A 25,421-nucleotide genomic window follows, 5' to 3' on the forward strand; every position below is an offset into this window, starting at 1 on the left:
GTAGATTCTTGGTTATGACGACGAAAACGATGAACGCGACGAGCATGACGAACACCGCAAATGCGATGACCGGCGCCGGGGTAGCCGAAAACGTTCGCCTCGACTTCGCGAAGTCCGCCCCGAAGGCCTTTCGCGCCCTCATCGGCTTCGACGCCGCGGCCCGGGACGGACTCGACCCGGCCCTCGTCGAGCTGATCCAGATCCGCGCCTCGCACCTCAACCACTGCGCCTACTGCCTGCACATGCACACCAACGACGCCCGAAAGGCGGGCGAGAGCGAGGACCGGCTGCACATGGTCGCGGTGTGGCGCGAGGCCCCGCACTTCTTCACCGAGAAGGAGCGGGCGGCGCTCGCACTGACGGAGGCCGTGACCCTGGTCGCGGACGGCGGTGTCCCGGCCGACGTCTATGCCCGGGCCGCGACACAGTTCGACGACCAGGAGCTGGCCCATGTGCTGGCGCTGATCTTCGCGATCAACACATGGAACCGGATCGCCCTGTCGACGGCGAAGGCAGCGGGGACGGACACCCGGGCCTGACAGGCACGCGAGCCTGATGGGCGCGGGCTTGACGCGCGCGGGCTTGACGGGGGCCGGCATGCGGGCCTGACGCGTCCGGCTGCAGGCAGTCAGTGGACGGCGGGTGGACGGTCACACCCTCATCGGACGGTCGTACGGCCCGATCGGTGCCGGCAGATGTGAGTCGCCGCCCGTCAGGTGGCGGTCCACCGCCGCTGCCACCGCCCGGCCCTCCGCGATCGCCCAGACGATGAGGGACTGGCCGCGCGCGGCGTCGCCCGCCACGTACACGCCGGGAACGTTCGTCGCGAACTCCGCGTCGCGGGTGATCGTGCCACGGGGATCCAGGGCGAGACCGAGCTGGTCGACGAGACCGTCGCCGCGGTCGGGGCCGGAGAAACCGAGGGCGAGCAGGACGAGGCCGGCGGGAAGCGAACGGCCCGTCCCGGGACGCGGGCGGCGCTCGGCGTCGACCTCGACCAGGTGCAGCGCGCGGACATGCCCGTCCGCGTCGCCGGTGAAGCGGAGCGTGGACGCCGAGAAGAGCCGCGCGTCCGCGTCCGCGGCGGGAGCCGAACCCAGGTCGCGGGCCTCCTCGTGCGCGGCCGACAGCCGGTAGACCTTCGGGTACGTCGGCCACGGATCGGTGTCCTCGTCGCGCTCCGGACCCGGCTGCGCGTAGATGTCGAGCTGCGTCACGGACGCCGCACCCTCGCGCACCGCCGTCCCCAGACAGTCGGCTCCCGTGTCACCGCCCCCGACGATCACGACGTGCCTGCCCGCGGCGGACAGCGGGGACACCTCAAGATCCCCCTCACACACCCGGTTGGCCCATGGCAGATACTCCATCGCCTGATGGATGCCGCTCAACTCCCGTCCCGGAACCGGAAGTTCACGCCGATCAGTGGCGCCGACGGCGAGGACGACAGCGTCGTAACGGGCCCGCAGCTCGGCGCCCCCGATGTCCCGGCCGACCACGGTCGACGTCCGGAACTTGGTTCCCTCCGCCCGCATTTGGGCGAGCCGCCGCTCCAGGTGCCGCTTCTCCATCTTGAACTCGGGGATCCCGTACCGCATCAGCCCGCCGAGCCGGTCGTCCTTCTCGTACACCGCGACGGTGTGCCCGGCCCGGGTCAACTGCTGCGCCGCCGCCAGGCCGGTGGGGCCCGAGCCGATCACCGCGACCGTCCGCCCGGACAGCCGGTCCGGCGGACGCGGCGGCGCGAACCCCTCCTCGAACGCCCGGTCGGCGATCGCGACCTCCACGTTCTTGATGGTGACCGCGGGCTGGTTGATCGCCAGCACACAACCTGCCTCGCACGGTGCGGGACACAACCGCCCGGTGAACTCGGGGAAGTTGTTCGTCGCGTGCAGGCGATCACTCGCCGTACGCCAGTCGTCGCGGGAGACCAGATCGTTCCAGTCGGGGATCAGATTCCCCAGCGGACAGGCCTCATGACAGAACGGAACGCCGCAGTCCATGCACCGGTCGGCCTGCGTGCGGATGATCGGCAGCAGCGCCCCGGGGACATACACCTCGTCCCAGTCACGGACCCGCTCCTCCACAGCGCGACGCGGCCACTCCTGGCGGGAGGCGTTGAGGAAACCCTTGGGATCGGCCATGGCCGTCTCCCTCACGTACGCGAACGGGACCCGCCGCACTCCGTCTCACGTCTTCGGAAGACGGGCCGGCAGGGCCTATCGGCAGACTCTTCCCGCCACGATACGACGCCGCGGCCGCGCCCGCCTCGGGCGAGCACGGCCGGCGTCTGTCGTCGGCGAGCCTCAGGTGAGCGCCAGCACGTACGAGATCGCCCCGGCGGCCGACGCGACCCCGCGGACGTGATTCCACGTCGACCACTCACTCACGTACGAGGGCCAGTACGTGGCGGCCTCCGCGGTACCGGGCTCCATCGTGTCGAGCTTGTCGTTGCGCGGAACGTTCGCGGCCATCGTGACCCCGAAACAGCCGAACAGATACAGCGCGCTGCCCAGCAGCAACTCCACCGTCCCCTCGTCCGGCCACAGCACGAAGGTCACCACCGCCAGAACCGCGCACAGCACGGCGGAACCCACGAACACGATCATGAACGGCGGCCGCAGCGCGGTCACGTTGATCGCCTGCATCGCGGCGACGCCCTGCGCGGGCGGCAACGCGGCGATCCCCTTCATCACAAACGTGGAGAACGCGCAGAAGACCCCGGCCACCAGCCCGGTCCCGAGCACCCCCAGCACCGTAAGTACGAAGTACGGTCCCTCGATCATGGCAACTCCCGCGTAAGCACTGTCCCCGCCAACAACAACTCGCGCACCGCTCCCAGAACCGCCGGGCCGGAAGACCCCGAACCCGAAATCCTGCACGGCACTCTCTGTGACCACAAGTGAACCGTCGTACGAGGAGGGTCACCATCGTCGAGCGACTCGGGTGCATGCTCCAGCGTCTCGGGGCAGCGGCGGAATCCGACCAGGGCGCCCTCGATCGGACATCCGGAGCCCGGAAGAGGCCTCTTGCCACGGCCGCCAGGCGTCCGGCGGACCTCTTGTCACGGTCACCAGGCGTCCGGCGGACCTCTTGACACGCGCACGGTCATGGCCGCATCGCCCCGGCCCCGCGCCAGCCCTGCAGCGTCGCCTCGACCACCGGAGCGATCCGGCGCCGGGCCTCATGCCGCGGCACCCCGCCCATCAGCAGCTGGTCGTACGGAGTGTCCGTGTGCCGGACCGCCGCGCGCACCGCCGACGTCACCGCGGCCTCCGACAGAGCGCGCCCGTCGGCGCTGCGGCCCACGCGCCCACTGCCCCGCACCGAGGCGTGCGCGGCGATCGCGCGCGCCCGATCGGCCGGGCAACCGGGAAACAGCCGCCGGATCCGCTCCGCGAACGCATCCGTGAACCGCACATCCTCCGCGGCTCGCCGCTGTGCGTCCCGAGTCCGCCGTCGCCGCCGCGCCTCCGCATCCGCCAGACACCGCTCCTCAGCCCGCGCGAGCGCCGCCTCCTCGACCAGCACCCCCTGCCGTTCGTACCGACTCCGCCGCCGGTTGAACCGCACGACCACCACCGACAACGCGCTCCCCTCCCGCGACCTCCGCGTCAACGCGGTGTCGCCCCGCGGCAGAAACACCAGATGCCCGAGGTCGGCACAGTCCAGACAGCGCGCCGCCCCGTCCTCCATCACCAGCAACGGGAGCGGCCCGCCCCGGCACTCGGCGCAGTGCCGCCTCTTGAGCGGCTGGATGACGAGAAGGCCGCCGGGGGGTGGGGGAGTTGCCGTGGTCGCCATGGGGGTTCCGTTCCCGGGGTGGGGCGGGGGGTATGCGGCTTGGCTGGTTGCTCCTTCATTGCCGTGGATCTGGCCTTCCTTCTGGGGGCCCGCCCCCCGCCCCCGCCCCCACCCCCTCGCCCCGCCCCTCACCCGCCCTGGCTCTCCGGAATCCGGGAAGCCCTTCAGAGCAGCCCTCCAGCGAAACCCCTCCGGGAAACCCCTCCGAGAAGCCCTCGCCCCCACCGTGACCACGCGCACGCCGGTCGCCTCTGCCCGCGCGGCATCATGGGCCGTGTGCGACTCGAAGCGATCACCTGGGAACGGCTCGGCGACCTCCTCGCCGAGCGCCTGCTCGACCTGAAGCCGGCCGACGGCAGCCCTTGGCCGCGCATCGCCTTCGACGGAGCCCCGGCCGCCCGCCCCGGCGACCTCGCCGAACGCGTCGCCGAGGCCCTGCGCCCGCGCGGCCGATCCGCGCTCGTCGTCGGCGCGGAGGGCTTCCTGCGCCCCGCCTCCCTCCGGTTCGAGTACGGCCACCAGGACGTGGAGGCGTACTACGACGGCTGGTTCGACACCGGAGCCCTGTGGCGCGAGGTCTTCGGCCCACTGGAATCCGGTGGCGACGGCCGTGTCCTGCCCGACCTCTGGGACCCGGCCACCGACCGCGCCACCCGCAGCCCGTACGTCCAACTCCCGCCCGGGACCCTGCTGTTACTGCACGGACCACTGCTCTTGCGTCACTGGTTCCCGTTCGACCTCACCGTCCACCTGCGTCTCTCCCCGGGCGCCCTGCGCCGGCGCACCTCCGAAAGCGAACACTGGACGCTCCCCGCCTACGAGCGCTACGAGAGCGAGACGGACCCGGGCGTCACGGCCGACATCCTGATCCGCGCGGACGACCCACGCCACCCGGCGTGGAACGGCTGACCCCGGCGACCGAGGACCATTCCTTATTCCGTGCCTTATTCCGTCCTGCATTCCCTCGCGAAGGGCTTTTGCATGCGCGTGCATGTAGTTACTCTGGCGCCATGACGATCTCCTTCGGTGACTCGGTCCGCGCACTCCTCGACGGCAAGAACTTCGCCAGTGTCGCCACTCTCGGCCCCGACGGAGCTCCCCAGAACTCGGTGGTCTGGATCAAGCGCGAGGGCGACACCGTCCTCTTCTCCTCGACCGACGGCCGTCAGAAGGTCCGCAACCTCCGACGCGACCCCCGCATCAGCCTCTCGGTCTTCGACCTCGCCAACCCCTATACGTCCGTGGAGATCCGCGGCACCGCCGAGCTCCTCCCCGACGAGGGCAAGCGGTTCGCTCACGAGCTCTCGCACAAGTACCTCGGCATCGACCCTCCGGCGGAGAAGGAGGACCGGGTCCGGGTGATCATCCGTGTGGTGCCCGAACGGATCGTCGGCTTCTCGGCGTGAGACACGGGCCGACCGCGACATCAGAGCGACATCGGCGCGACGTCAGCCGGAAGCCGGGAACCTCCGGGTGCGTATCTCCCCGTACCCGGCGAGAATGTAGGGCGCCGGGACTAGCGGTGCCTCTCCGCGCCGCGCCGGCCGTCCGGCACCGGGAGGTACTTCATGACCACCGCCGGAGACATCATGCACCGCGGCGCCCAGTGGATCCCCGCTCACGAAACCCTGGACCGCGCCGCGCAGCTGATGCGCGAGCTCAACGTGGGCGCGCTGCCCATCAGCGACGAGAACGAACGGCTCTGCGGCATCCTCACGGACCGCGACATCGTGATCGGCTGTGTGGCCATGGGCCACGACCCGGCACGCATCACCGCCGGCGAGATGGCCAAGGGCACGCCACGCTGGATCGAAGCGAACGCCGATGTCAGCGAAGTACTCGGCGAAATGCAGGGGCACCAGATCCGCCGCCTTCCTGTGATCGAGAACAAGCGCCTGGTCGGAATGATCAGCGAGGCCGACCTGGCGCAGCATCTGACGGACGGACAACTCGCAAGCTGGGTCGAGAGCGTCTACGCGAAGAGCGCGACCCACTGACCCCGGGCGCGGGCGCGGGCTCGTCCGGCCGGTCGGCCGTGCCGGACGAGCGGCGTCAGAGCCAGCCGTTGCGCTTGAAGCCCCGGTAGAGGGCGAAGCACGCGACGGCGATTCCGCTGAGCGCCAGGGGATAGCCGAACCTCCAGTGCAGTTCCGGCATGTTGTCGAAGTTCATGCCGTAGACACCGCAGACCATCGTCGGTACGGCGATCAGCGCCGCCCAGGCCGTGATCTTCCGCATGTCCTCGTTCTGCGCGACGCTGACCTGCGCCAGGTGCGCCTGCAGAATCGAGTTGAGCAGTTCGTCGAATGCGGCGATCTGCTCGGCGGCCCGCAGCTGGTGGTCGGAGACGTCCCGGAAGTACGCCTGTATCTCCGGGCCGATCACCCGTATCGGCCGGGTGGCGAGGTCCATGATGGGGCGGCCCAGGGGAGCCACCGCCCGCTTCAGCTCCAGGAGCTCACGCTTGAGCTGGTAGATGCGCCCGGGGTCGGCCCGTGCGCCGTTCGCGGAGAACACGTCCGTCTCGACCTGGTCGATGTCCTCCTGCACCGAGTCCGTGACGTTCAGATACTCGTCCACCACATGGTCCGCGATCGCGTGCAGCACCGCGGCCGGCCCCTTGACGAGCTGCTCGGGGTTCGCCTCCAACTCCTCGCGCAGCGGACCCAGCGAACCGTGCCGGCCGTGCCGCACGGTGACCACGAAGTCCTGCCCGACGAACACCATGATCTCGCCGGTGTTCACCACCTCGCTGGTCGCGGTCAGTTCGGAGTGCTCGACGTAGCAGACCGTCTTGAACACCGCGAACAGCGTCTCGCCGTACCGCTCCAGCTTCGGGCGCTGGTGGGCGTCGACCGCGTCCTCGACCGCCAGCGGGTGCAGGTCGAAGAGATCGGCGATGCCCGCGAACTCCACCTCTGTGGGCTCATGCAGCCCGAGCCAGACGAAGCCGCCGTCGGCCTTGCGGACCCGCTCCACCGTTTCGACCAGATCGCGGCCGGCGGGGACCCTGGCCCCCTCCTCGTACGCCACGCAGTTCACGACCGCGGAACCCAATGGGGATCTGGCGGGGTGGCTCAGGTCGACGCGGGCACGTCGGCGTGTCAGCCGTGCCACCCTGCGGAGGCCGCCGACCTTGCTCAGGCTCGTGACCTTCCGCAGGTTCCCTGCCATGGACATCTGGATCTCCTTGCATGGATCCTCTCGCGCCGCACTCTGCGCCTTTCCGCGGCCAGTCTGCCAGGATGTTTTGACGGCTGGAGCGGCCTGTGGGAACGGAATATTCCGCTCCGTATACGACGCGTGGGCGACGGGAGCGTCGACCATCACCGACAAGCCGGACAACTGGGATGATTCCCGTATGACGCGAACCGACGGATATCTCCTCGACAACCGGCAGACCGAGGCGGGGCAGCGCTTCGCCGCCCTCGCGGCCCTGTTCGACCCCACGACGTTCCGGCATATCGAACGGTTCGGCATCGGATCCGGCTGGCGCTGCTGGGAGGTCGGCGCGGGCGGTACGTCTGTGGTCTCGTGGCTCGCCAAGAAGGTCGGTCCGACCGGTCGCGTCGTCGCGACCGATATCGACACTTCGTGGGCGACCTCGTCCATCCGTCCGCCGATCGAGCTGCGTGTCCACGACGTGGGCGTGGACGAGCCGCCGGGGGAGGGCTTCGACCTCGTGCACGCCCGGCTCGTGCTGGCCCATGTGCCGGACAGGGAGCGGGCCCTGCGATCGATGATCAGGGCGCTGCGGCCCGGCGGACGGCTCCTGGTGGAGGACGCCGACCCCGCGCTGCAGCCGCTGGCCTGCCCCGACGAGTGCGGTCCTGAGCAGCAGTTGGCCAACCGGCTGCGCCACGGGTTCCGCGAACTGCTCGCCGAACGCGGCGCCGACCTCGCGTACGGGCGTCGGCTTCCCCGCCTGCTCCGCGAGGCCGGCCTGCGGAAGGTCGAGGCCGACGCGTACTTCCCGATCGCTTCACCCGCCCTGGCCGCCCTGGAGTCCGCGACGGTTCGTCAGATCCGCGGCGCGCTCGTCGCGGCGGGCCTCGCCACGGACCAGGACGTCGATCGCCACCTGGCGCAGGTGGCCGCGGGCGGCATGGATCTGGCCACCGCGCCGCTGATTTCGGCGTGGGGGCGCAAGGCGTGACTCCGGAGCGGGGCGGAGTCCCGTGAAGGACGGGCGTTGACGGCGCGGCACCTCCGCTGGTGCCGCCGCCCACGCCCGACCAAGAGGCCTGTGCGTGGCTGCGGTTCCGGGGCGGCGGATCTGGGGCCGGCACATCACGCGCGCGTGCCGACTCCAGAGCCACCGCCACCAGCGCCCGGATCTGCTCGGCTCGGCCGGGCTCGGACGGCCAGGAGAGGGAGCCCGCCTCCTCTCCGGTGGGCGACGCGCCCGGCCAGACCCTTGCGGCCGCCCCGAGAGAGCAGCAGCCTGAGGGCATGACGGACAACTCGACACGTCTCGACCATGTCGTTCTCTGGGTGCGCGATCCCGTGGCCTCGGCCGACTTCTACGAGAAGGCGCTGGGGCTGGAGCCCATCAGGGTCACCGAGTTCGCCGCGGGGCAGGCGTCGTTCCCCTCGGTACGCCTCAATGAGGAGACCATCTTCGACCTCGCGCCCCTCTCGATGGCCGCGCGCATGGACGTCGTCCCCGGAGCGGCCGACAGTGCGGGCCACCCGGTCAACCACGTATGCCTGTCCTTCAGCGAGGACGACTTCGACACGCTCCGCGCCCGCCTGAAGGAACGAGCCGTGCCCCTCTCGGACTTCACGCACGACGCGTTCGGAGCCCGCGGAATGGCCAAGCGGAGCTTCTACTTCCGGGACCCGGACGGCAACATCTTCGAAGCGCGGCACTACGAATAGCTCTCAGACATGAGAAGGGGGTGTCCACGCACGCGTGGACACCCCCTTCGAGGTTTCGGGCCTTCATGCCTTCCGGCCCTCGGAGCCTCAGACCGGCCGTACGCCGTTCAGCGCGCCATGCGGGTCGAGGACGTACTTGCGGCTGGCGCCCTGGTCGAACTCGGCGTAGCCGCGCGGTGCGTCGTCCAGACCGATCACCGTCGCGTTGACGGCCTTGGCGATGTGGACCCGTTCGTGGAGGATCGCCTTCATCAGCCCCCGGTGGTACTGCATCACCGGACACTGACCCGTGGTGAAGCGATGGCTCTTCGCCCACCCCAGGCCGAGCCGCACCTTCAGGGTTCCGGTCCGCGCGTCCTGGTCGACCCCGCCGGGGTCGTCCGTGACGTACAGGCCCGGAATGCCCAGCGCGCCACCCGCGCGCGTGACGCCCATCAGCGAGTTGAGGACCGTCGCGGGTGCCTCCGCGGCGTCGGGGCCGTGGGCCCGTGCCTCGAAGCCGACCGCGTCGACGGCCGCGTCCACCTCCGGCTCGCCCAGGATCTGCTCCACCTGCTCGCCCACGTCGCCCCGGCTGACGTCGACCGTCTCGCAGCCGAAACTCCGGGCCTGCGCGAGACGTTCGGCGTTCAGGTCGCCGACGATGACGACGGCCGCGCCGAGAAGCTGCGCCGACGCCGCGGCGGCGAGACCGACCGGACCCGCCCCCGCGACGTACACCGTCGAGCCGACCTCGGCGCCCGCGGACACCGCGCCGTGGAAGCCGGTCGGGAAGATGTCCGACAGCATGGTCAGGTCGAGGAGCTTCTCGCGGGCCTGGTCCCGGTCCGGGAACCGCAGCAGGTTGAAGTCCGCGTACGGGACCATCGCGTACTCCGCCTGGCCGCCGACCCAGCCGCCCATGTCGACATAGCCGTAGGCCGCACCGGGGCGGGCCGGGTTGACGTTCAGACAGATGCCGGTCTTTCGCTCCTTGCAGTTGCGGCATCGCCCGCAGGCGATGTTGAAGGGCACCGAGACGATGTCCCCGACCTCGGCGAACTCGACGTCGGGACCCCGCTCGACGACCTCTCCGGTGATTTCATGCCCGAGTACGAGCCCCTCGGGCGCGGTCGTACGGCCGCGCACCATGTGCTGGTCGCTGCCGCAGATATTGCTGGCGAGCACCTTGAGGATGACCCCGTGCCGGCACTTGCGGCCGACGTTCTCGGATGCCACCCCTGGCCCGTCCTGCATTTCGAGCGTCGGGTAGTCGATGGTCCTGACTTCCACCGCGCCCGGCTTGAGGTACGCGACTGCCCTGTTCCCGCTCATACGTGATCGCCGTCCCTTCGGCCCCGTGACTTCGGATGCCAGTGGCTGTGCGCATGGCGGAGTCTGCTACCGCCGCAACGTTCCGGCCACCCTTCGTGCGGGTCCAGGGGACATGGATTTGCGACTGCTCCTACGGCGTGGGCGTCGGGCCACTCGATGTGGTGGTCCGGCGAGTGAACAGAGCCAGCGCGCCGAGCGGCAGCAAAAGGCAGGCGGCGATGAGGTTCAGCCAGCCGTAGCTCGCCTGGGCGACGATGAGGCCGGCAGCCGCGCCGCCGATGCCCGCCGAAGTGTTCATGGTCAGGTCGGAGAGCCCCTGAGCGGCGGCGCGAGCGGGCGCGGGCACGGAGTCCGTCAGGAGCGCGGAGCCCGAGACGAGACCGGCCGACCAGCCGAGGCCCAGCAGGAAGAGCCCCGCGGCGGTCTGCCCATGGCCGGCGCCCGCGGTGCCCGCGAGCAGTGCCGCGCAGGCCAGCAGCGCCACGGCCAGGCCGATCACCGACAGCCGCCCGAACCGGTCGGACAGCCGCCCCATGACGGGCGAGAACGCGTACATGCCCGCGATATGGCCGCTGATGACCAGTCCGATCAGGTCGATACTCGCGCCGTGGTGACCGAGGTCGACCGGCGTCATCGACATGACCGAGACCATCGCCGTGTGCGAGACGGCCACCGTCACCAGAGCCAGACGGGCCCGCGGTGAGGCCCGGACCGCGGCCATCCCGGCCCGTATGGAGCGTGCCGCGGGGGACTGCTCCTCGACCGGTGCCAGTGCGCGGGCGGTGAGCAGCGGGTCGGGCCGCAGCAGCACCGCGACCAGGAGCGCCGACAGGAGGAAGACCCCGGCCGCCCACAGGAACGGGCCCGCCGTCTCCGGTATGCCGAGGCCGGAGACGCTGCGGCCCGCGGGCGCGGCGATGTTGGGGCCGAGGACCGCACCGATCGTGGTGGCCCACACGACGTTGGAGATGGCTCGCGCGCGCCGCTGCGGCTCGGCCAGGTCGGCGGCGGCGAACCGTGCCTGCAGGTTGGCGGAGGAGGCCGCACCGAACCCCGCCATGCCGAGCAGCAGCAACGGAAAGCTGTCCACGGCCGCGCCGGCCACGACGACCCCCGCCCCCAGCGCCCCGATGAGATAGGCGAGGACGAGCCCGGGCCGGCGACCGCGCGCGGTCATCAGCGCGGCCAGCGGCACGGAGAGCACCGCCGTCCCCGCGACGGTCGCGGTGGGCGCGAGCCCGGCCAGCGACTCGGTGCCGGCGACCTCCTGGGCCAGTACGACGGCGAGCGCGATGCCGGTGGCCACCCCGAGACCGCCGAGGATCTGACTGGCGACGAGCACAGCGGATATCCGGCGCCGCAACGCCGGCAGTCCGTCCGCGTCGACGGGCCCGGCGACAGGGCGCTCGACGGCGGTCACGTCGAACACACCAGAGCAAGGGAGGCAAGGGAAGCGAGGGGACCGAATGTGGCGGCCCCTCGTGCGCACTCACCGGCGAAGCCGGACGCGCGCCCGCACGTGAACGCGAACGATGTGGTCACCGGCGCAGTCTCCCCCTGGTCCCGAACTCAGGACACCCTCACGACAACGGCCGCCCCCAGAAACCCGCGCCCCTCAGAACAACGGCTCCGGCAGCACCCCTTCCAGCGCCAGCAGCTTCCGCTTGGTCTCCAGGCCGCCCCCGAACCCGCCGATGCCGCCGTCACTCTCCACGACCCGGTGGCAGGGCACCACGACCGGCAGCGGATTGGCGCCCATGGCCATCCCCACCGCCTGGGCCGCACCCGGCTGGCCGACCCGCCGGGCCAGATCGCCGTACCCCACCACCTTCCCGAACGGAACGCCGGACGCCAGCTCGCGCAGTACCTGACGGTTGAACCCGGAGATCAGGGACCAGTCCAGCGGCAGCTCGAAGTCGTGGCGCTCGCCCGCGAAGTACGCCCTGACCTGACGTATCGCCTCGGCCAGGAGTGGTGAGTCGGGAGCTTCCACGGGCTCGGTGCCGAGCCGGGATCCGAGCCGGTCGAGCGCCTGGTCGCGCACCGCGTCTGTGGCGTGGAAGACGACGCTGACCAGGCCTTCGCCGGTCGCGGCCAGCAGCAGCGGACCGATGGAGCTGTCGACGACGGCCCACACCACCTGTTGCTCGTTCTGCCCATCGCTGTTCATGTGATCCACCGTACGGCGCGCCACTGACAACGCCGGTGGTGCGGACGCCGACGAACGTCCGCACCACCGGCGACTGGCCTGTCACGACTGGCCTGTCACGACTCGTCTGTCATGACGGGCCTGTCATGACGGGCTCAGCCTTCGTTCAGCGCCTCCCGGACCACGTCGGGCTTGTTCGTGATGACGCCGTCCACACCGAATTCCGCGACGCGCCGCGTGCCCTCCGCGGTGTCGACGGTCCAGGTGAAGATCTCCAGCGGTTTGCCGTGCGGGCCGCGGAGCGCGTGGATCGACGCGACGTAGCCGAGCGAGATGGACGTGTGCGACGAGTTGATCTGGTCGGCGAACTGCGCGTACGCGGGCAGCTCCGCGACCGACGGGGTGCCCAGGAAGCCCGTCTTGATGTCGGGCCGCAGTGCGTGGACGGTCCGTACGCTGTCCGCGCTGAAGCTCTGGATGACCAGCTTGCTCCGTACGTGGGCCGGTCCCAGCCAGCCCTCGTTGCTGAGGACCTTGAGGGTCTCCCGCTCGATGCCCGGGTAGAGCGCCGGGTTCTTGATCTCCAGGACGAGCTTCTGGTGGTTGCGCGAGACCCGGTTCATGTACTGCTTCAGCGTCGGCACGCGCGCGCCCGCAAACCGGGGGCTGAACCAGCTGCCCGCGTCGAGGCGCGCGATCTCCGCGGCGGTGAAGTCCTTGATCTTCCAGGGGGCCCGCTCGGGGAAGACCTCCTCGACGTTGGTCGTGCGGGTCAGGCTGTCGTCGTGGACCACCACGAGTTCGCCGTCCTTGGTGCGCTGGACGTCGTTCTCGACCCAGCGGAACCCGAGGTCGTCCGCCTTGTCGATGGCGGCCAGAGTGTTCTCGGGGGCGTAGGCCGAGGCGCCGCGGTGGGCGATGACCAGGGGCCGGTCGGTGCTCGTGTCGGCATGAGCGGTGGCGGCGGGGAGAACGAGGGCGGCAGCTCCCAGGAGCGCGGTGGTCGTGGCGGTGGCAGCGCGCGCTTGCATGCGTACTCCTTGCGTCTGTGATGACGGACGGTCCCAGAGTGACAGCAGAGGGTCAACATTAGGGGGGTGCAGGATGGCCACAAATTGAATGGAGTTGCCCAAGTCCGCTCACCTGTGCCGCACAAGTGGGGCAAGGCCGTGATTCTTTGCCGGAAAATCGTTCGAGCGTTCCGGGGCGAGTCATACTCTCTGCGTCAACCCCGGCCGCCGTGGCGGTCCTGGGACGGGGCATTTCACAAAATTCCGGGACGCAACAGGGCGGAAGGGCAACCGCGCATGCAGGGCACGGTCGACGGATTCAGCTACGGACTCGTCACGCCGCTGGTGGCGTACCTGATGGCTTGCCTCGGCGGAGCGCTGGGCCTGCGCTGCACCACGAGATCGATGCTTGTCACCCGCTCCTGGAGAGCCGGCTGGCTCGCGCTCGGCGCGGCGGCGATCGGCTCCGGCATCTGGACCATGCACTTCATCGCGATGATGGGCTTCTCCGTCCAGGAGACCCCGATCCACTACGACAAGCCGACAACGTTCGCGAGCCTCGGCGTCGCGATCGTCATGGTCGGCATCGGGATCTTCATCGTCGGCTACCGGGGACCTTCGGGAGCGGCCCTGTTCACCGGGGGCACGATCACCGGTCTCGGCATCGCCACGATGCACTACCTCGGCATGGCCGGAATGCGACTCAACGGAAAGCTCGAGTACAACACCCTCACCGTCGCCGCCTCGGTCGTCATAGCCGTCGTCGCCGCGATCGCCGCCCTGTGGGCGGCGGGACAGGTCCGGGGCTTCCTGTGGAGTGTGGGCGCGAGCCTCGTCATGGGCCTCGCCGTCAGCGGCATGCACTACACGGGCATGGCCGCCCTCAGCGTGCATCTGCACGGCGCCTCCAGCGACCCCTCCGGGGAGTCGACCGCGTCCCTGCTGGCGCCCCTGATGATCGGCCCCCTCGCCTTCCTGCTGCTGGCCGGCGTCGTCGTGATGTTCGACCCGCTGATGGTCATGGGCAAGCCCGACTGGAGCCCCGCCGAGCAGAAGCCGGGCATCCCGGCCCACACGGTCCGCCACACCGGCCGCCGGTTCCCGTCCGGTTCGCGCCGGCGCCCCAGACACCCCGGCTCCCGCACCCCGCAGAACTGGTGATCAGACCCCGTTGTCAGTGCGGGGTCGTACGGTGGATTCCATGCGGCCCGTATCCAAGATCGAACGCACGGTGGCGCCTTTCGAGGTCGTCAGTCCCTATCAGCCCAGCGGCGACCAGCCCGCTGCCATCGCCGAGCTCGAACGGCGCGTCCGCGCGGGTGAGAAGGACGTCGTCCTCCTCGGCGCGACCGGCACCGGCAAGTCCGCGACCACCGCGTGGATGATCGAGAAGCTCCAGCGCCCCACCCTCGTGATGGCGCCGAACAAGACGCTGGCCGCCCAGCTGGCCAACGAGTTCCGCGAGCTGCTGCCGAACAACGCGGTCGAGTACTTCGTCTCGTACTACGACTACTACCAGCCCGAGGCGTACGTCCCCCAGTCGGACACCTACATCGAGAAGGACTCCTCGATCAACGAGGAGGTGGAGCGCCTGCGGCACTCCGCGACCAACTCGCTGCTCACCCGCCGCGACGTCGTCGTGGTCGCCTCGGTCTCCTGCATCTACGGCCTGGGCACGCCGCAGGAGTACGTGGACCGCATGGTCAACCTCAAGGTCGGCGAGGAGGTCGACCGGGACGACCTGCTGCGCCGCTTCGTCGACATCCAGTACACGCGCAACGACGTGGCCTTCGCGCGGGGCACCTTCCGGGTCCGCGGCGACACGATCGAGATCTTCCCGGTCTACGAGGAGCTGGCCGTCCGCATCGAGATGTTCGGTGACGAGATCGAGGCCCTCTCCACGCTCCACCCGCTCACCGGCGAGGTCATCAGCGACGACGAGCAGCTCTACGTCTTCCCGGCCACCCACTACGTGGCAGGACCCGAGCGCCTGGAGCGCGCCGCCAACGACATCGAGAAGGAGCTGGGAGAGCGCCTCGCGGAGCTGGAGAAGCAGAGCAAGCTCCTGGAGGCCCAGCGGCTGCGCATGCGCACGACGTACGACCTGGAGATGCTCCGCCAGATCGGCTCCTGCTCCGGCGTGGAGAACTACTCGATGCACTTCGACGGCCGAGAGCCCGGCTCCCCGCCGAACACGCTGCTCGACTACTTCCCGGACGACTTCCTGCTCGTCATCGACGAGTCGCACGTCACAGTGCCGCAGATCGGCGCCATGTACGAGGGCGACGCCGCCCGGAAGCGCACCCTCGTCGACCACGGCTTCCGGCTGCCCTCCGCCCTGGACAACCGTCCCCTGAAGTGGGAGGAGTTCCAGCAGCGCATCGGCCAGGCCGTCTACCTGTCGGCAACTCCGGGGAAGTACGAGCTCTCGCGCGGGGACGGCTTCGTCGAGCAGATCATCCGCCCCACCGGCCTCATCGACCCGGAGGTCGTGGTCAAGCCCACCGAGGGCCAGATCGACGACCTGGTGCACGAGATCCGCAAGCGCACCGAGAGGGACGAGCGCGTCCTGGTCACCACGCTGACCAAGAAGATGTCCGAGGACCTCACCGACTACTTCCTCGAACTGGGCATCCAGGTCCGCTACCTCCACAGCGACGTCGACACCCTGCGCCGAGTCGAGCTGCTGCGCGAGCTGCGCGCCGGCGAGTACGACGTTCTCGTCGGCATCAACCTCCTCAGGGAGGGCCTCGACCTGCCCGAGGTCTCCCTGGTGTCGATCCTCGACGCCGACAAGGAGGGCTTCCTGCGCTCCGGGACATCCCTGATCCAGACCATCGGCCGCGCGGCGCGCAACGTCTCCGGTCAGGTCCACATGTACGCCGACAAGATCACCCCGGCGATGGAGAAGGCCATCGAGGAGACCAACCGCCGCCGGGAGAAGCAGGTCGCGTACAACAAGGAGCGGGGCCTCGACCCGCAGCCCCTCCGCAAGAAGATCAACGACATCGTGGCGCAGATCGCCCGCGAGGACGTCGACACGGAGCAGCTGCTCGGCTCCGGCTACCGCAAGGCGAAGGACGGCAAGGCCGCCAAGGCCCCGGTGCCCGCGCTCGGCTCGAAGTCGGCCAGGTCCGCCAAGGGCAAGGCCAAGGAGACCGTGCCGACCGACCGCCCCGCGGCGGAACTCGCCGGACAGATCGAGGAGATGACGGAGCGGATGCGGGCGGCCGCCGGGGACCTGCAGTTCGAGATCGCCGCCCGGCTGCGTGACGAGGTCTCGGAGATGAAGAAAGAGCTGCGGCAGATGAAGGAGGCCGGCCTCGCCTGACACCCGGGACGGCGCGCAGTGTTGCAAGAACGACACAAAGCGTGCACCAGGGTTCGGTGCTGTCAGTGGCCCTGCGTAGGGTTGCTGGTCAACCGCAGGGTTCTGCGGCAACAGGGGACGGTTCGAGAGGGGAACAGCGCGTGACGGTCAACATGACCAAGGGTCAGGCCATCAATCTGCAGAAGAATGACGGAGGCACGCTGACCGCGGTGCGCATGGGGCTCGGCTGGCAGGCGGCTCCGCGACGTGGCCTGTTCGGCTCTCGCACCCGGGAGATCGACCTCGACGCCTCCGCCGTGCTGTTCGCGGACAAGCAGCCGGTCGACGTGGTGTTCTTCCGTCACCTCGTCAGTGACGACGGCTCCGTGCGGCACACCGGTGACAACCTCGTCGGCGGTGTGGGCCAGGGCGGCGACGACGAGGCGATCCTCGTGGACCTCGCGCGCATTCCGGTCCACATCGACCAGATCGTCTTCACCGTGAACTCCTTCACGGGCCAGACGTTCCAGGAGGTGCAGGACGCGTTCTGCCGCCTGGTCGACGAGACCAACGGCCAGGAGCTGGCCCGCTACACACTGGCCGGCGGCGGCCAGTACACGGCGCAGATCATGGCGAAGGTCCACCGCGCGGGCACGGGCTGGCAGATGACCGCTCTCGGTACGCCGGCCAACGGCCGTACCTTCCAGGACCTGATGCCGGCGATCCTGCCGCACCTGTAAGAAACCCGGCACGCGGCGCACGAGTACACAGGGGGAACGAAGGCGATGACGGCTGAGCTGGTCCGAGGGCAGAACCACCCCCTCTCCCAGGCCCGACTTGAGATCCGGGTGTCGGCCGGCAAGCCGATCGTGGCCGGGGTCACCCTCAGCGACGAGCACGGCAAGGTGCGGGGAGTCGAGTGGGTGGCCCACCCGGGCTCACCCACCCTCCCGGGCCTGGAGGTCTCCAAGCAGGCGGCGGCCGACCACCGCCTCGCCTGCGACCTCGACGCCCTGCCGCAGTCCGTGCACCGGGTCAGTGTGCTGCTCGCGCTGCCGTCCGGAGTCGGCGGTCCTGTCCGGTTCGGCGCCGTCGCCGCGCCCTTCCTCGCGGTCACCGGACTCGACGGCTCGGAGGTCGCCAGCTACACGGTCACGGGCCTCGACGCCGAGTCGGCCGTCGTCGCCCTCGAGCTCTACCGCAGGCAGGGCGCCTGGAAGGTGCGCGCCGTCGGCCAGGGGTACGCGGGCGGCCTGGCCGAACTCCTCGCCGACCAGGGCCTGCCCCAGGCGCCCCAGCTCGCGGGCAGTATCAACGAGGCGGTCGCGCAGGGCCTGGCGCGTTCGGTGGCCGCACCCCCGCCGCGTACGGCCGAGGGCGACCGCTCGCGGCACGCGGCGACACCCGCGCACGGCCAGGACCAGGGCGGGACCACGTCCCAGGGCACCCCGGACCACGCACCACCGCACCGCCGACACCCGGGCGGACAGGCGGCATCCCCCGCGTCCGGCCCGACGGGGCACGCGACACCGCAGGCCGACTACCCCGGCGGGCCCGGGCAGACGGACCCGTCCGCCACCACGCAGCCCGCCATGACCGGAGCCGACAGCCCCGTCGACTACAGCCATCCGGGACGGCAGGCGGCCGAGCCTCCGTCACCCCCGCCGACGGCGCCTCCGGCCCGGCCCGGTCAGCCGGCGCAGCCGGTGGCGGGCGACGCGACCGGCTGGTCCATGGAGGAGCGGCTCTACAACCAGGTGTGGGGCATGTTCGAGGACCTCGCCCGCAGCGCGGCCGCGTACCGCAGCGCAGTCGACTTCGCCGAATCGCGCATGGAGCAGGAACTCGACAAGACCCTCTCCGACCCGCGCAGCCGCATCGGCGGTCAGGGCGACGCCGCACGCGAGGCGGCCCGCGCCAAGCACGCCGAGCTGGTCGACCGGGCCCGGGAGGCCTTCGACCGCGACCTCGCCCAGCTCACCGCCGAAGCCGAGGTCGTCGAGCCCGCACTGCCGGCCGCGTTCGCACGCTGGGCCAGCCCCGTCTGGCACGGTTACCGGGTGCCGATGGAGATTCCCATGGCCCTGCGCCTGGGCGATCTGCAGTTGCCCGAGAGCGACGGCCTCAGCATTCCCATGCTGGTGCGGCTGCCGCTGGAGCGCGGCCTGTGGATCGACAGTGGCCGCGGGTCCCTCGACGGTTCGCTCACGGACTCCGACGAACTGCGCCGCCTCGCCATGGACACGGCGGTGGGGCACGCCGCCCGGCTGCTCGCCGTCCACCCGGCGGGCGAGTACACGGTGCATGTCATCGACCCGGCCGGATCGGGAACCTCGTCGCTCGCGCCGCTCGTGAGCACCGGAGTGCTCGGCGGCCCGCCCGCGGCCGGTGCCGCGGGGGTGAACGAGGTGCTGGCCCGGCTCACCCAGCGCGTCGACCTGGTGCAGATGGCGATCCGCGGTGGCGTGACCGACTCACTGCCGCCCGACCTCGACACAGCTGAGCAGTTGCTGATCGTCAACGACTTCCCGCACGGCTTCGACGACCGCGCCGTGACCCAGCTGCGCTACCTCGCGGACGAGGGCCCGGCCGTCGGCGTCCACCTCATGATGGTCGCCGACCGGGAGGACGCCGCCGCCTACGGGCCGCTGCTCGACCCGCTGTGGCGCTCGCTGCTCCGGCTCACCCCGGTGCCCGACGACCACCTCGCCGACCCCTGGGTCGGGCACGCGTGGACGTACGACCCCTCGCGCGTCCCGCCCGGCAGCAAGGTGCTCCAGCGCGTCCTCACCCAGGTCGCGGAAGCCCGCCGTTCCTGGAACCGCTGAGGGCTGTCCCGACTCCTGCCACATCCTTTACCCAAGAGTTGGTCAACTCGTCTGACCAGGACATTTGGCCTTTCCTTTGCCAATCACTTTACCTTTCCTTGGTGATTGGGGTACTGTCATCCGTACGGAGGGGAGTACTCCCTACCAGCTGCGGCGTACCCGTCAATACGGATCAGGCCAGATCCCGGGGCGTCGGCCCGAGGCACATCAGGCGCATCTCGCGTCACGGATGCCGCGGGTGGAAGAGACCTCCGGTAGCGACGACGCTGAAATCTGCCGTTACGTACTGCCGGAGGCGCAGTGAATGTTTCCCTGACCCTGTGGGTCCTGACCATCGTGGGCCTTGGCGCCCTCATCGCCATCGACTTCTTCATCGGCCGCAAGCCGCACGACGTATCGATCAAGGAAGCCGGAATCTGGACAGTCGTCTGGATCGTCCTGGCCGCACTGTTCGGAGTCGGACTGCTCATATTCGGCGGGGGGCAGCCGGCCGGAGAGTTCTTCGCGGGCTACATCACCGAGAAATCGCTGAGCGTCGACAACCTCTTCGTCTTCGTCCTGATCATGGCGAAGTTCTCGGTGCCCTCGCAGTATCAGCAGCGGGTACTCCTGGTCGGTGTACTGGTAGCCCTCGTTCTGCGCGCGATCTTCATCGCAGCGGGCGCCGCCATCCTCGCGAGCTTCGCGTGGGTCTTCTACATCTTCGGCGCGTTCCTCATCTACACCGCTTGGAAGCTGATCCAGGAGGCCCGGGCCGACGAAGACGACGAGGAGTGGGAGGAGAACAAGCTGCTCAAGGCCGCCGAGCGCCGCTTCGGTGTCGCCGACCGCTACCACGGCACCAAGCTGTGGATCGAGCAGAACGGCAAGCGGGTCATGACGCCGATGCTGGTCGTGATGCTCGCGATCGGCATGACGGACGTGCTCTTCGCGCTCGACTCGATCCCCGCGATCTTCGGCCTGACGCAGGACCCGTACATCGTCTTCACGGCCAACGCGTTCGCGCTGATGGGGCTGCGGCAGCTGTACTTCCTGATCGGCGGACTCCTCAGGAAGCTGGTCCACCTCAGCTACGGCCTGTCGGTCATCCTCGGCTTCATCGGCGTCAAGCTGGTGCTGCACGCGCTGCACGAGTCCGGCGTCCACGTCCCGGAGATCTCCATTCCGGTCTCCCTGGGCGTGATCGGCGGTGTCCTGTTGATCACCACGATCACCAGCCTGATGGCCTCCAAGAAGCAGGAGGCCGAAGAGGCCCGGCAGGCCGAAGGAACTGAGAAGGACAGCATCGACGTCTGACCGCGTCGGACGTAGGCCGGACGCAGGCCGAACGTAGGAACAACCAGCACCGGGAGCGAGGCTCGGCGAACTGCCGGCCACCGCTCCCGGTGCTCGTTCGTGTGTCGAGCCCATCGGTACACGTCATGCCACAGCGGGCTCCACCGCCACCACGCGCTCGGGGCGAGTCTCCGGCAGCAGGGCGAAGCAGCCCAGGCTGAGCAGTGCGATACCCGTCAGATAGGCGGCCACGCCCCAGGGGACCCGCCCGCTCTGCTCGGCGATCGCCGTGGCCGCGATCGGTGTGAGCGCGCCGCCGAGCACCCCGCCCAGGTTGTAGCCCACGGCGGCACCTGTGCAGCGCACCCGCGGTTCATACAGCTCCGGCAGATAGGCGGCGATCACCGCGAACATCGTGACGAACGCGATCAGCGCCACCACGAAGCCGAGGAACATCAGCAGCGGTTCGCCGGTCGACAGCAACGCGATCATCGGGAACATCCACAGGGCGGCGCCCGCGCAGCCCGCCAGACACAGCGGCCGCCGTCCGTAGCGGTCGCCGAGGAGGGCCATCAGCGGCGTCAGGGCACCCTTCACCACCACGGCCGCCATGATGCAGGCCAGCATGACGGTACGGCTCACTCCGAGCCGCTCGGTCGCGTAGGCGAGGGACCAGGTCGTCACCGCGTAGAACACCGCGTATCCGACCGCGAGCGCCCCCGCCGTCAGCAGGACGAGCCGCCAGTGGCCGCGCACCACTTCGGCGAGCGGCACGCGCGCGTGCTCCCGCAGTTCGAGGAACTGCGGACTCTCCGCGAGGGAGGAGCGCAGCCACAGCCCCGCCGCCGCGAGCACGCCCGCCGCCCAGAACGGCACCCGCCAGCCCCAGGCGGCGAACTGCGCGTCGGAGAGGGTCGCCGACAGCACCAGCATCACGCCGTTGGCGAGGACGAACCCCACCGCGGGACCGATCTGCGGGAAGCTCGCCCACAGCCCGCGCCGCTCCGGCGGCGCGTGTTCCGCGGTCAGCAGCACCGCCCCGCCCCACTCCCCGCCCAGCCCGAGGCCCTGCAGAAAGCGCAGCACAAGGAGCAGCACGGGAGCGGCCGTACCGATGGTGTCGTACGTCGGTACGCAGCCGACAGCGACGGTCGCGGCGCCGGTCAGCAACAAGGAGGCGACGAGAACGGGCCGCCGTCCGTGCCGGTCCCCGATGTGCCCGAACAGGATCGAGCCCAGGGGCCGCGCCAAGAAGCCCACTCCGAAGGTCCCGAACGCCGCCAGCGTCCCCGCCACCGGAGAGAACGTCGGGAAGAACAGCGGCCCGAGGACCAGCGCGGCAGCGGTCCCGTAGACGAAGAAGTCGTAGAACTCGATGGCCGTCCCGGCGAGCGAGGCGGCCGCGAGCCGCGGCATGGAAGGGGGCTTTACTGTGCGTACACGGTGCATGCCGCGTCAACTACCCACGGTCACCAGGGGTTACGGGGGCGTGCGGGGGCCCGGCGGCCTCAGCGCGACCCGTGACGCGCCCTCAGTACGTCACCGTTGACGCGCCGGGCAGGGCCGTTCACCGGAGAAGAGGCCGTCTCGGCGTCCACGCACCGTGATAGACCGGGTCCGAGCAGCGGTCCTGAACGGGCCGACCCGCCCGACCGGACCGGAGGAACCGTGCCCCGCACCCTCGCCAACGCACCTATCATGATTCTCAACGGCCCCAATCTGAACCTCCTGGGCCAGCGCCAGCCGGAGATCTACGGCTCCGACACCCTCGCCGACGTCGAGGCGATGTGCGCCAAGGCGGCGGCCGCGCACGGCGGCACGGTGGACTTCCGCCAGTCCAACCACGAGGGCGAACTGGTGGACTGGATCCACGAAGCGCGCCTCAACCACGCCGGAATCGTGATCAACCCGGGCGCCTACTCGCACACCTCCGTCGCGATCCTGGACGCGCTCAACACCTGTGACGGTCTGCCCGTGTTGGAGGTCCACATCTCCAACATCCACAAGCGTGAGGAGTTCCGCCACCACTCGTACGTCTCACTCCGCGCCGACGGTGTGATCGCGGGCTGCGGTGTGCAGGGGTACGTGTTCGGGGTGGAGCGCGTCGCGGTACTGGCGGGCACGGGGCAGGCGCAGGCCTGACGGGCCGGGGCGGGATCGGCCGGCGGCCGATTGTCAGTGGCGGGTGCCACTATCGACGCATGGTCACTCAGAGTCGTCCCGCCTCCACGATCCGTCGCAGAAATCGCCGCGTGCGCTCTTCCCGAGGGTCGCCGAAGACCTCCTCGGCCGTGCCGCGCTCCAGCACCACCCCGCCGTCGAGGAAGCAGACCTGGTCCGCGACATCGCGGGCGAAGCCCATCTCGTGCGTGGCCAGCACCATGGTCATGCCTTCGCCCTTCAAGTCCCGGACGACGGCGAGGACTTCGCCCACGAGCTCCGGATCGAGGGCGGCGGTGATCTCGTCGAGCAGCAGCAGCCGGGGGCGTACGGCCAGGGCGCGCACGATCGCGGCCCGCTGCTGCTGGCCGCCGCTCAGCCGGTCTGGATACTCGTCCGCCTTGGCACCGAGACCGAGCCGGTCGAGCAGCTCACGGGCATGCGTCTCGGCCTCCGCACGAGGCACGCCGTGCACGCGGCGCGGGGCGAGCGTGACGTTCTCCAGGACGGTCATGTGCGGAAAGAGGTTGTACGCCTGGAAGACCACGCCGATCCGGCGGCGCACGGCGTCCTGGTCCGCCCGGGGGTCGGTGATCTCCTCGTCGTCCAGCCAGATCGCGCCGTCGTCGATCTCCTCCAGAAGGTTCGCGCAGCGCAGCAGCGTCGACTTGCCGGAACCGGAAGCCCCGATCAGCGCCGTCACCGTGTGCGGGGCCACCTCCAGATCGACGTCCCGCAGGACGACCGAGCTGCCGAAGGTCTTGCGGACGGCCTCCATCCGCAGCACCGGCACCACGGGTACCGCCGGTACACCGGAGGCTGTGGGTGTCTCGCTCATATGCTCCCTCCCTGCGCCTGCCGGCGGTCCATTCGCGCCGTGACCCAGTCCGTGAAGCGGGTCATCGGGATGGTCAGTGCGACGAAGACCAGTCCCGCGACGATGTACGGCGTGTAGTTGAGGCTGCGGCCCACGATGATGTCCGCGGCGCGCACGGCGTCGACCGCGCCGCCGATCGAGACGAGCCCGGTGTCCTTCTGCAGGGACACCAGGTCGTTGAGGAGCGGCGGCATCTGACGGCGTACCGCCTGGGGCAGCACGACGTAGCGCAGGGACTGCCGGTTGCTCAGGCCCAGCGAGCGGGCCGCGGCGCGCTGCGAGGGGTGGACGGACTCGATGCCGGCGCGGAACACCTCGGCGACGTACGCCGAGTACGTCAGCGTGAGCGCGGTCCCGCCGAGCAGCACCGGATCGACGGTGATGCCCTGCAGCCGCAGCGCCGGTACGCCCAGGACGACGATCATCAGGTTGATGATCAGGGGCAGTCCGCGGAAGAAGTCGGTGTACGCGGCGGCCAGGGCGCGCAGCGGAAAGAACACCGGGCCGCGCAGCGTACGGGCGACGGCGATCAGCATGCCGAGCACGAGGACCGCGACGCCGCACACCAGCAGGAGCCGGACGTTCAGCCACAGCCCCTCAAGGACCTTGGGGAACGCCTCGCGCGCGTACTCCGCGTTGAAAAAGGTCTCCTTGGTGCGCGGCCAGCCGGGCGCGTTGACGACGACGAGATAGAGGACGACGCCGGTCACGAGAGTGGAGAGCGCGCCTATCGCCGTCGCACGGCGGGCCCGGGCGCGCTTGTAGCGCTCCCGCTCGATCCGCCGCTTCGACGGGACGTACGACGCCTCGTGCACGTCTCCTTCGCCGGAGCCCTCGCCCGGCTCCTCGCCCGACTCCTCCTTCACGAACGTCACTTGAGGACCGGTGCGTCGACGGCGTCGGACAGCCACTGCTTCTCGATCGAAGCGAGCGTGCCGTCTTCGCGCAGGGCGTCCACGGCGCCACTCACGCACGACGTGAGCGGGCTGCCCTTGTCCAGTACGAGCCCGAACTGCTCGGGCTTGCCGCCGGTGTTCTCGAACTGCCCGACGATCGTCGCGTCCGTCACCTCGGCCGCGGTGATGTAGAACGCGGTCGGCAGATCGACCACGATGGCGTCCACCTGGCCGTTCTGCAGCGCGGACTTGGCCTGGTCGTTCTTCGCGTACGCGGCCGGCGCCCGGGTCGGCTTCACCACGTCGTCGATGTAGTTGAGGCTGGTGGTGCCGACCTGGGCGCCCAGCTTCACGCCCTTGAGGTCGGCGATGCTCTTCGCCTTCGCGGCCTTGGAGTCCTTCAGTGCGATGACGGCCTGGCGCACGTCGTAGTAGCCGGACGAGAAGTCGACGGCCTTCTTGCGCTCGTCGCTGATCGACACCTGGTTGATGTCGAAGTCGAAGGTCTTCTCACCGGGCGCGAAGGCCTTGTTGAAGGGGACGCTCTGCCAGACGACGTCCGCCTCGGCGTACCCGAGCCGCTTCGCCACGGCGTACGCGACGGCCGACTCGAAGCCCTTGCCGCCGGCCGGCTTGCCGTCCTTGAACCACGGCTCGTACGCGGGCTCGTCGGTCGCGATCGTCAGCTTGCCGGAGACTTCGGTGCCCAGTTCGCCCTTGGCGCACGACGCGGCGGAGGGCTTGTCCGCGGCCTTCTCCTCGGGTTGCGGGGCGCAGCCGACGGCGACGGCGAGCAGAGTGAGGGTGGCGGCGGACGCGGCACCGCGCAGAGTACTGGGGGCAAGATGCATGGCGGGAGAGTGACAGTGCGCGGGCCCGTCTGTCGAGGTCACAGGGGCAACTGTCCGCATAGTGGGAAC

Annotated in this window: 24 protein-coding genes; 12 read left to right on the forward strand and 12 right to left on the reverse strand. The window is 70.0% G+C overall.

What is annotated here, in order from left to right; translation table 11 throughout:
* Nucleotides 1-65 precede the first annotated feature (65 nt).
* Nucleotides 66-539, forward strand: coding sequence for a carboxymuconolactone decarboxylase family protein (locus tag AB0I18_RS17585; RefSeq protein WP_363106466.1), 474 nt, complete (start codon nucleotides 66-68; stop codon nucleotides 537-539).
* Nucleotides 540-650: 111 nt separating this feature from the next.
* Here AB0I18_RS17585 and AB0I18_RS17590 read toward each other — a convergent pair whose 3' ends face one another.
* The 3 genes from AB0I18_RS17590 to AB0I18_RS17600 all read right to left on the reverse strand — a co-directional run bounded on the left by AB0I18_RS17590 (nucleotide 651) and on the right by AB0I18_RS17600 (nucleotide 3,801).
* Nucleotides 651-2,141, reverse strand: a complete 1,491-nt coding sequence (locus tag AB0I18_RS17590; protein ID WP_363106381.1) for a glutamate synthase subunit beta — start codon at nucleotides 2,139-2,141, stop codon at nucleotides 651-653.
* A gap of 162 nt (nucleotides 2,142-2,303) precedes the next feature.
* Nucleotides 2,304-2,783 (reverse strand): anthrone oxygenase family protein, encoded by a 480-nt coding sequence (locus AB0I18_RS17595; RefSeq protein ID WP_363106382.1) that lies wholly within the window; start codon nucleotides 2,781-2,783, stop codon nucleotides 2,304-2,306.
* 322 nt (nucleotides 2,784-3,105) lie between these two features.
* Nucleotides 3,106-3,801 carry a DUF2293 domain-containing protein gene (locus tag AB0I18_RS17600; protein ID WP_363106383.1) on the reverse strand — a complete coding sequence of 232 codons (696 nt, stop codon included), beginning with the start codon at nucleotides 3,799-3,801 and terminating at the stop codon, nucleotides 3,106-3,108.
* A 267-nt stretch (nucleotides 3,802-4,068) separates the two neighbouring features.
* Here AB0I18_RS17600 and AB0I18_RS17605 point away from each other — a divergent pair, with 267 nt between their 5' ends.
* The 3 genes from AB0I18_RS17605 to AB0I18_RS17615 all read left to right on the forward strand — a co-directional run bounded on the left by AB0I18_RS17605 (nucleotide 4,069) and on the right by AB0I18_RS17615 (nucleotide 5,798).
* On the forward strand, nucleotides 4,069-4,710 hold the full coding sequence (locus AB0I18_RS17605; protein WP_363106384.1) for a uridine kinase: 642 nt from the start codon (nucleotides 4,069-4,071) through the stop codon (nucleotides 4,708-4,710).
* Nucleotides 4,711-4,811: 101 nt separating this feature from the next.
* Nucleotides 4,812-5,207, forward strand: a complete 396-nt coding sequence (locus tag AB0I18_RS17610) for a PPOX class F420-dependent oxidoreductase (protein WP_363106385.1) — start codon at nucleotides 4,812-4,814, stop codon at nucleotides 5,205-5,207.
* 162 nt (nucleotides 5,208-5,369) lie between these two features.
* Nucleotides 5,370-5,798 (forward strand): CBS domain-containing protein, encoded by a 429-nt coding sequence (locus AB0I18_RS17615; protein WP_363106386.1) that lies wholly within the window; start codon nucleotides 5,370-5,372, stop codon nucleotides 5,796-5,798.
* A 55-nt stretch (nucleotides 5,799-5,853) separates the two neighbouring features.
* Here the strand turns inward: AB0I18_RS17615 and AB0I18_RS17620 are convergent, their stop codons facing one another.
* A complete protein-coding gene (locus AB0I18_RS17620; protein ID WP_363106387.1) occupies nucleotides 5,854-6,981 on the reverse strand; it encodes a magnesium and cobalt transport protein CorA in 1,128 nt (375 codons plus the stop codon).
* A 181-nt stretch (nucleotides 6,982-7,162) separates the two neighbouring features.
* On the opposite strand from AB0I18_RS17620, the gene AB0I18_RS17625 reads away from it, so the two are divergent.
* A complete protein-coding gene (locus tag AB0I18_RS17625) occupies nucleotides 7,163-7,957 on the forward strand; it encodes a methyltransferase domain-containing protein (RefSeq protein WP_363106388.1) in 795 nt (264 codons plus the stop codon).
* A gap of 296 nt (nucleotides 7,958-8,253) precedes the next feature.
* Nucleotides 8,254-8,682, forward strand: a complete 429-nt coding sequence (locus tag AB0I18_RS17630) for a VOC family protein (RefSeq protein ID WP_363106389.1) — start codon at nucleotides 8,254-8,256, stop codon at nucleotides 8,680-8,682.
* Between the two features lie 87 nt (nucleotides 8,683-8,769).
* On the opposite strand, the gene fdhA is transcribed toward AB0I18_RS17630, so the two are convergent.
* The 4 genes from fdhA to AB0I18_RS17650 form a co-directional block, all read right to left on the reverse strand.
* Entirely contained in the window at nucleotides 8,770-9,996 is a 1,227-nt protein-coding gene (gene fdhA, locus AB0I18_RS17635; RefSeq protein ID WP_363106390.1) for a formaldehyde dehydrogenase, glutathione-independent, read from the reverse strand.
* A gap of 130 nt (nucleotides 9,997-10,126) precedes the next feature.
* The gene (locus tag AB0I18_RS17640; protein ID WP_363106391.1) at nucleotides 10,127-11,416 is read right to left on the reverse strand and encodes an MFS transporter; all 1,290 of its coding nucleotides are present in this window, start codon (nucleotides 11,414-11,416) and stop codon (nucleotides 10,127-10,129) included.
* A gap of 195 nt (nucleotides 11,417-11,611) precedes the next feature.
* A complete protein-coding gene (locus AB0I18_RS17645) occupies nucleotides 11,612-12,166 on the reverse strand; it encodes a methylated-DNA--[protein]-cysteine S-methyltransferase (RefSeq protein WP_363106392.1) in 555 nt (184 codons plus the stop codon).
* Nucleotides 12,167-12,300: 134 nt separating this feature from the next.
* Nucleotides 12,301-13,176 carry a glycerophosphodiester phosphodiesterase family protein gene (locus AB0I18_RS17650; protein ID WP_363106393.1) on the reverse strand — a complete coding sequence of 292 codons (876 nt, stop codon included), beginning with the start codon at nucleotides 13,174-13,176 and terminating at the stop codon, nucleotides 12,301-12,303.
* A gap of 276 nt (nucleotides 13,177-13,452) precedes the next feature.
* Here AB0I18_RS17650 and AB0I18_RS17655 point away from each other — a divergent pair, with 276 nt between their 5' ends.
* The 5 genes from AB0I18_RS17655 to AB0I18_RS17675 all read left to right on the forward strand — a co-directional run bounded on the left by AB0I18_RS17655 (nucleotide 13,453) and on the right by AB0I18_RS17675 (nucleotide 20,589).
* Nucleotides 13,453-14,316 carry an MHYT domain-containing protein gene (locus tag AB0I18_RS17655; RefSeq protein WP_363106394.1) on the forward strand — a complete coding sequence of 288 codons (864 nt, stop codon included), beginning with the start codon at nucleotides 13,453-13,455 and terminating at the stop codon, nucleotides 14,314-14,316.
* A gap of 40 nt (nucleotides 14,317-14,356) precedes the next feature.
* A complete protein-coding gene (gene uvrB, locus AB0I18_RS17660; protein ID WP_363106395.1) occupies nucleotides 14,357-16,486 on the forward strand; it encodes an excinuclease ABC subunit UvrB in 2,130 nt (709 codons plus the stop codon).
* 140 nt (nucleotides 16,487-16,626) lie between these two features.
* Complete coding sequence (locus AB0I18_RS17665; RefSeq protein ID WP_363106396.1) at nucleotides 16,627-17,205, forward strand: TerD family protein; 579 nt, start codon at nucleotides 16,627-16,629, stop codon at nucleotides 17,203-17,205.
* 45 nt (nucleotides 17,206-17,250) lie between these two features.
* Nucleotides 17,251-19,293 (forward strand): TerD family protein, encoded by a 2,043-nt coding sequence (locus tag AB0I18_RS17670; protein WP_363106397.1) that lies wholly within the window; start codon nucleotides 17,251-17,253, stop codon nucleotides 19,291-19,293.
* Nucleotides 19,294-19,593: 300 nt separating this feature from the next.
* Nucleotides 19,594-20,589: a TerC/Alx family metal homeostasis membrane protein gene (locus AB0I18_RS17675; protein WP_363106398.1), complete on the forward strand. Its 996-nt coding sequence runs from the start codon at nucleotides 19,594-19,596 to the stop codon at nucleotides 20,587-20,589.
* Nucleotides 20,590-20,712: 123 nt separating this feature from the next.
* Here AB0I18_RS17675 and AB0I18_RS17680 read toward each other — a convergent pair whose 3' ends face one another.
* The gene (locus AB0I18_RS17680) at nucleotides 20,713-22,017 is read right to left on the reverse strand and encodes an MFS transporter (RefSeq protein ID WP_363106399.1); all 1,305 of its coding nucleotides are present in this window, start codon (nucleotides 22,015-22,017) and stop codon (nucleotides 20,713-20,715) included.
* 219 nt (nucleotides 22,018-22,236) lie between these two features.
* On the opposite strand from AB0I18_RS17680, the gene aroQ reads away from it, so the two are divergent.
* Complete coding sequence (gene aroQ / locus AB0I18_RS17685; RefSeq protein ID WP_363106400.1) at nucleotides 22,237-22,710, forward strand: type II 3-dehydroquinate dehydratase; 474 nt, start codon at nucleotides 22,237-22,239, stop codon at nucleotides 22,708-22,710.
* Between the two features lie 67 nt (nucleotides 22,711-22,777).
* Here the strand turns inward: aroQ and AB0I18_RS17690 are convergent, their stop codons facing one another.
* The 3 genes from AB0I18_RS17690 to AB0I18_RS17700 are packed head-to-tail and all read right to left on the reverse strand — an operon-like array spanning nucleotide 22,778 to nucleotide 25,352.
* Nucleotides 22,778-23,566 carry an amino acid ABC transporter ATP-binding protein gene (locus tag AB0I18_RS17690; RefSeq protein WP_363106401.1) on the reverse strand — a complete coding sequence of 263 codons (789 nt, stop codon included), beginning with the start codon at nucleotides 23,564-23,566 and terminating at the stop codon, nucleotides 22,778-22,780.
* The gene (locus tag AB0I18_RS17695; RefSeq protein WP_363106402.1) at nucleotides 23,563-24,480 is read right to left on the reverse strand and encodes an amino acid ABC transporter permease; all 918 of its coding nucleotides are present in this window, start codon (nucleotides 24,478-24,480) and stop codon (nucleotides 23,563-23,565) included. Before AB0I18_RS17695 ends, AB0I18_RS17690 begins: the two co-directional genes overlap by 4 nt.
* Entirely contained in the window at nucleotides 24,477-25,352 is an 876-nt protein-coding gene (locus AB0I18_RS17700; RefSeq protein WP_363106403.1) for an ABC transporter substrate-binding protein, read from the reverse strand. The genes AB0I18_RS17695 and AB0I18_RS17700 overlap by 4 nt, the downstream gene beginning before the upstream one ends.
* Nucleotides 25,353-25,421 lie beyond the last annotated feature (69 nt).

The organism is Streptomyces sp. NPDC050704, assembly GCF_040654355.1.
Taxonomy (GTDB): domain Bacteria; phylum Actinomycetota; class Actinomycetes; order Streptomycetales; family Streptomycetaceae; genus Streptomyces.